This is a genomic window from Williamwhitmania sp. (assembly GCA_035529935.1).
In the GTDB taxonomy this organism is placed as follows: domain Bacteria; phylum Bacteroidota; class Bacteroidia; order Bacteroidales; family Williamwhitmaniaceae; genus Williamwhitmania.
In genome coordinates, this window is sequence record DATKVT010000174.1 from 21,394 (window position 1) to 27,775 (window position 6,382).

At 40.1% G+C, this 6,382-nt stretch carries 7 protein-coding genes; all 7 read left to right on the plus strand.

What is annotated here, in order from left to right:
- Position 1: 1 nt before the first annotated feature.
- The 7 genes from VMW01_13405 (at position 2) to VMW01_13435 (ending at position 6,271) form a co-directional block, all read left to right on the plus strand.
- Positions 2-994, plus strand: a complete 993-nt coding sequence (locus VMW01_13405; protein HUW07249.1) for a VWA domain-containing protein — start codon at positions 2-4, stop codon at positions 992-994.
- Positions 995-1,004: 10 nt separating this feature from the next.
- Positions 1,005-2,039: a VWA domain-containing protein gene (locus tag VMW01_13410; GenBank protein ID HUW07250.1), complete on the plus strand. Its 1,035-nt coding sequence runs from the start codon at positions 1,005-1,007 to the stop codon at positions 2,037-2,039.
- Positions 2,036-2,752: a tetratricopeptide repeat protein gene (locus VMW01_13415; protein ID HUW07251.1), complete on the plus strand. Its 717-nt coding sequence runs from the start codon at positions 2,036-2,038 to the stop codon at positions 2,750-2,752. Before VMW01_13410 ends, VMW01_13415 begins: the two co-directional genes overlap by 4 nt.
- Before the next feature lie 17 nt (positions 2,753-2,769).
- Positions 2,770-4,590 (plus strand): BatD family protein, encoded by a 1,821-nt coding sequence (locus tag VMW01_13420; protein HUW07252.1) that lies wholly within the window; start codon positions 2,770-2,772, stop codon positions 4,588-4,590.
- A gap of 1 nt (position 4,591) precedes the next feature.
- Positions 4,592-5,350, plus strand: coding sequence for a tetratricopeptide repeat protein (locus VMW01_13425; GenBank protein ID HUW07253.1), 759 nt, complete (start codon positions 4,592-4,594; stop codon positions 5,348-5,350).
- A 50-nt stretch (positions 5,351-5,400) separates the two neighbouring features.
- Positions 5,401-5,949 carry a glutathione peroxidase gene (locus VMW01_13430; protein HUW07254.1) on the plus strand — a complete coding sequence of 183 codons (549 nt, stop codon included), beginning with the start codon at positions 5,401-5,403 and terminating at the stop codon, positions 5,947-5,949.
- A 127-nt stretch (positions 5,950-6,076) separates the two neighbouring features.
- A complete protein-coding gene (locus tag VMW01_13435; GenBank protein HUW07255.1) occupies positions 6,077-6,271 on the plus strand; it encodes a DUF5698 domain-containing protein in 195 nt (64 codons plus the stop codon).
- The last annotated feature ends 111 nt before the right edge of the window (positions 6,272-6,382 follow it).

Below are 6,382 nucleotides of genomic sequence, written 5' to 3' on the forward strand. Positions count from 1 at the left end.
CATGGGAAGTTATCAATTTAGTAATCCTGGAGTTCTATATTTGCTGCTATTGCTTATACCAGCAGTAGTTTGGTATGTTTTGCGTCAAAAGGACCAGAATGCCACAGTGCAGCTATCTACCACATTAGGGCTAAGCAAAATAGGAAATACTTGGAAAACCCATCTTCGACATCTTCCTTTTCTATTGAAGGGTTTGGCATTTATTTTTCTAATTCTGGCTATCGCACGGCCGCAATCCTCTGAGAGTTGGGAAAATTCAACTACTGAAGGTATCGATATTGTGATGGCTATTGACGTTTCAAGCAGCATGTTAGCGCGTGATTTTACACCCGATCGTATAACTGCTGCTAAAAACATTGCTATCCAGTTTATTTCGGGCCGTCCGAACGACCGAATTGGCCTAGTAATTTTCAGTGGTGAAAGTTTTACACAATGCCCGTTAACAACCGACCATACTTCTTTAATTAATTTACTTAAGGAGGTAAAATGTGGAATCATTGATGATGGAACCGCCATAGGAAATGGTTTAGGCACTGCAATTAATCGGCTTAAAGATAGTAAGGCCAAAAGCCGCGTGGTAATATTGCTTACTGACGGGGTAAACAATATGGGCGAAATTGCACCGCTAACCGCTGCAGAGCTTGCTAAAACATATGGCATTCGTGTTTACACTATTGGTATTGGTACAGAAGGAACTGCCCCATATCCCGTTCAAACCCCTTACGGGATTCAACTACAGGATATGCCCGTTCAAATAGACGAACAGATGCTTCAGCAAATTTCCCAGATGACCGAAGGAAAATACTTTAGAGCAACGGGTAATCAAAGTCTGGAGAAAATATACCAGTCCATTGATAAACTGGAAAAATCGAAGGTTGAGATCAAAACGCTAAGTAAGAAGGAAGAGCGCTTCATGCCTTTTGCCTTAGCTTCGCTGCTTTTGATAGCCCTCGATTTTATTGTTAAGGTTACCATTTTAAGAACTATTCCTTAAATATACTGGCATGTTTCGTTTTGCTAACGCAGAATATTTGTATTTGTTAATAGCGATTCCATTTCTTCTTGTCATATTTTATTTGGCAATGCAGATAAGGAGAAGGGCGATAAAGCGGTTTGGCGACCCCAGCATCATTTCCGAGCTAATGCCGGAGGCTTCAAGTTCACGCCCTTGGGTAAAAGCCTCTATACTTTCACTGGTGGCAATATCGCTCATTTTTGCTCTTGCTCGGCCCCAGTTGGGCTCCAAGCTAAAGGATGTGAAGCGAAAAGGGGTTGAACTTATTATTTGTCTAGACGTTTCCAACAGTATGCTTGCTCAAGATATCATGCCAAACCGGCTTGAACGGGCAAAGCAGGCCATTGCACAAATGGTTGATAAGCTCACCGATGATCGAATTGGGCTAATTGTGTTCGCTGGTGATGCCTATGTGCAGCTGCCAGTGACTTCCGATTACGTTTCAGCTAAGATGTTTCTGAATACTATTAATCCAGGAATTGTTCCTGTACAAGGAACTGCAATTGGTAAGGCCATTGAGTTGGGCATAAACTCCTTTACACCAGGGAGTGAGAAGAGTAGGGTAATGGTAATTATTACCGATGGCGAAAATCACGAAGATGATGCCATTGCAGCTGCTCGCGATGCTGCAGAAAAGGGGATTGTAATTCATACCATCGGCGTGGGAAGCCCACAAGGAGCTCCCATTCCATTATCACCCGGAGGTACGAATTTTCTTACCGATTCAAAAGGAAAAATTGTTGTTACCAAGCTCGATGAAAGTGTGTTAATGGGAATTGCCGCAGCAACTGGTGGAAGGTATACATTGGCTACAAACTCTAACTTTGGCCTTAACGAGGTTCTTGCCGACATTCGAAAAATGGACAAGCAGAACTTTAACTCCAAGGTGTATTCCGAATATGATGATAAGTTTCAGTATTTTCTCTGGTTTGCCCTCTTCCTGCTTTTTGTTGAATATTTCATTCTAGAACGGAAGAATCGGTGGCAGGAAAAATTGGAGATATTTAAAGCTCGATTGAAATGAAAACCATACTAACGATATTAATCCTCTTTATTTCAGTAATAAGTTCATTCGCCCAAACAGGCCGAAAGGAAATTAGGATGGGTAATAAGCTCTACGATAAGGCCAGCTTTCTTGATTCTGAAGTTAAGTACAGAAAAGCATTGGAGCGCAATCCATCTTCTTTTGATGCCCAGTTTAATTTAGGTGATGCCTTGTATAAGCAAGGAAAGTTTGATGAAGCTGCCAAAATATTTAATAAAATATCCACTGATAACAAGAGTGCCGACCAAAAGAAACAGCTCGCAAGTTCCTTTTATAACCTCGGGAATTCTCTTTTCAAAAGTAAAAAGTTGAAGGAGAGCATTGAGGCTTATGAAAATTCGCTTCGGCTAAACCCGCATGATATGGACGCTAAGTATAATCTAGCGTATGCAAAGGAGTTGTTGAAAAAGAATAATCAAAAAGATAAGGATAATAATAAGAACAAGAATAAAGATGATAAGAACAAGAATGATAAGAATAAGCAAAACGATAAGCAAAAAGATCAAAATAATAAGAACCAGCAAAACAATAACCCTAATCAGCAGCAACAGCAGGGACAGCAACCTAAAATTTCGAAGGACGATGCTGAACGAATATTAAACGCGCTTCAGAACAATGAGAACCAAGTTGAGCAAAAGGTGAATGAGAAAAAGGCAGAGGCAGTTAAAGTAAAGGTTCAAAAAAATTGGTAATTTGAGAGGACGTGAAGATGAAAAGGTTATTTCTATTTAGCGTATTTGTTAGCTGCATTCAAATGCTTTGGGCTCAGGAGGTGAGCTTTGAAGCTTCAGCTCCTCAGGTAGTAGAGGTTGGTGAACAGTTTCGCCTAACCTTTACGGTTAATGCTCATCCATCCTCATTCCACCTGTCAAGTCCAGGAAGTTTTAACATTCTGGCAGGACCAAGCCAGTCATCCATGTCGAGCACCCAGATTATAAATGGGCAGGTTTCTCAATCGGAGAGTTATTCTTATACCTACATTTTGCAATCAGATAAGGAAGGAAAAGCTAAAGTTGGTTCAGCTTCAGTTATGGTTAATGGGAAAACCTATGTCACCGCTCCCTTCGAAATTCAAGTTGTGAAGAGCAGCGATAGTGGCTCTCCAAATCAAACTCAGCACTCATCCGCAAATCAGGATAATCCTTCCAATCCAGCAGGAGACCTATTTGTGCGTGTTAATGTAAATAAGCATTCAGCATATTTGGGTGAGGCCGTGGAGGCAACCATTAGTCTCTATGCTAGAGGGGTTAATCTTCAGCGATTTGATAATATAACGATGCCATCGTTTAATGGTTTTTGGAGCCAAGAGGTGGCAACTCCTAATCAGCTGGTTTTTAAACGGCAGGATGTCAATGGCAAAATATACAACGTTGGTGTAATTAAAAAATTTCTGCTATTTCCTCAGCAAACGGGGGCGGTAAAAATAGATCCATGCCAGATTGACCTCATTTTAGGTGTTCAGAGTAGCGGTCCTCAAAGTATTTTTGATGATTTCTTTGGTGGAAACGTTGAAACGATAAAAAAGCATATTGTCAGTCCACCTGTTACAATCTCTGTAAAACCATTGCCTGAGGCAGGAAAACCAGCATCGTTCACTGGTGCCGTTGGTAATTTTAGCATGGTTGGATCGATGGATAGAAATCAGTTAAAGGCAAATGAAGCAGCAACATATCACCTTAAGATTTCTGGCACTGGCAATTTGAAGTTGATCGGAGCGTCAAAAATTTCATTTCCTGCCGACTTTGATACCTACGACGCAAAAGTAACCGAGAACATTAATACTTCGAGTAGCGAAGCTTCTGGGAGTAAAAGTTTCGACTACCCCGTAATTCCACGGAGTGCTGGAACATTTACCATTCCACCAGTTGAGTTCTCCTACTTTAATCCATCAAATGGTAAATATACTACCCTGAAAACTTCGCCCACCACTATCACGGTTTCACCCGATTTGTCAGATGGTAGCACTACATCCGTTATATATGGAGGCGTTTCAAAGAAGGATTTAAAAATTCTGGGCAAAGATATTTTATTCATCAAGGTTCAGCCACAGCACTTTGTCGGTAAAAAATTCTTGCTGGTAGAAAGTTGGTTTTATTATATTGGATATTTGTTAATTATAGTTCTGACAGTATTTGCAGGTCTTTTCCTTTCCAAAATGCAGAAGGAACGTTATGATATCAAACTTTATCGCAACCGAAAAGCAAATAAAATTGCTCGACGAAGGTTGAAGAATGCAGAGATGGCTCTTAAGTTAAATAACAGCGATATCTATTTTGAGGAACTACACAAGGCAATATTGGGGTATTTGGCCGATAAGCTTTCTATACCCTCTGCCGACTTAACCTCTGATCGAGTTGCAGAGCTGCTGCAAGCCAGGAACGTGGATGACCAAACTAGTCAGGATGTTTTGGCGGTAATAGCTCAGTGTGAATTTGCTCGTTACTCTCCCTCTGCATCAATTGAGAAGCGAGAAATGATTTTTAAGAAGGCAGTTGAGCTAGTTAGCAACCTTGAACAATTAATCAAGTAAGATGAAACAGTTAATAGTTACCATGGGGTTGTGCTTGTTTGCTATAGTGTCTTATGGCCAACATTCAACCGATTCGCTTTGGAGTCAGGCCAATATTGACTATCAGAAGGGGAACTATTCTGAGGCGGAAGCAAAGTATCAAACAATATTAAACCAGGGATTTCAATCTGCTGATTTGTATTTCAATCTAGGAAATGCTCAGTTTAAACAGCGAAAACTTGCTCAATCGATTATTTCCTACAAGAGAGCTCTTCGTTTATCACCCTCCAATAGCGACTACAAGTATAACCTAGAGTTAGCTCGATTACAAGTGGTTGATAAAATCGATGCTATCCCGCAATTTTTTCTCAGCAGTTGGTTTTCTGGTTTTAAGAGTTTGTTCGGACCAAACGGCTGGGCTAGAATTGCAATGGTTTTATTCTTTCTCTTTTGTGCGGCCGCTTTGCTTTCTCGATTTGGGATGAGTATCTCATCTAAGAGAATTGGCTTTTGGGGTACCATTGGGTTATTAATCCTTTTTGGAGTGTCCATTACCATCTCCTTTGCTGAAAGGTCAAAGATGAATAACCATAACGAGGCAGTTGTTCTTTCCCCAGTTGTAACCATTAAAAGTTCTCCTGATAATAGCGGTAAGGACTTATTCATCCTTCACGAGGGATCAATAGTTACAATTACTGACTCTCTATCATCATGGTATGAAATACACATAAGCGACGGTAATAAGGGTTGGGTTTTGTCAGAGGATATTGAAAAAATTTAGCTGTGAACATTCTATAACGTAAAGCGTTACTTTCAGAAAACATGAAAGTTATGAAACCAACGCTTTATTTAATTGCCATGTTGTTAGCAGGAACTGCTGCCAATGCGCAAACCAAATCGTTTTACGATTTTACCGTTAAAACCATTGATGGAGCCGACTACCCGCTTTCACAGCTTAAGGGAAAAAAGGTGCTCGTTGTTAATACTGCATCCAAATGTGGATTCACTAAACAGTACGCCGATCTACAGAAGCTTTATGAAACCTATGGTGGTCCCGATTTTATTATTATTGGCTTCCCAGCCAATAATTTCTTGAGTCAAGAGCCAGGTAGCAATGCTGAAATTAAAGAGTTTTGCACTAAGAACTATGGTGTTACTTTTCCTATGATGGCGAAAATTTCAGTGAAGGGAAAGGATATTGCTCCTCTTTACAAGTGGCTTACCTCGAAAAGCGAGAATGGGGTTATGGATGCTGATGTCAGTTGGAATTTTCAAAAGTTTATGATTGATGAAAACGGCAAACTAGTTGGTTTTGCAGACCCAAAGGATGTTCCTTTTTCCGACAAAATAGTTAGTTGGATCACGGGTGATAAGAAATAGAAAAAATGGGGGAGACCCCATTTTTTATTCTGCCAAGTAGTTTTTTTGAATTTAGGTAAGTTAAGTTTGACAAACAAGGCTAAAAGGTTTTCCTTTGTGATTAATCAATTGCACTAAGAACAACCTGATGAGCTTTACCGATTCAAACATATTTGTTTACCTGCTCCTGCCGCTAATTATTTTTTTTGCACGCATTTGCGATGTGACCATTGGAACAATGCGCATTATTCTTGTCTCAAAAGGTCAGCGCAACATTGCTCCTATCCTTGGCTTTTTTGAGGTTTTCATTTGGTGTAATGGCCCCTTAACAAGTCGGACATAATTACCAACAAAAATTAGTAATTATGTACGCAGAAATGGGAAAGAGAAAATTTAGTAAGGACGAAAAGCTTCTAATTATCAAGGAGGCAGGCGAGCAAGGTGTTACAGCTAC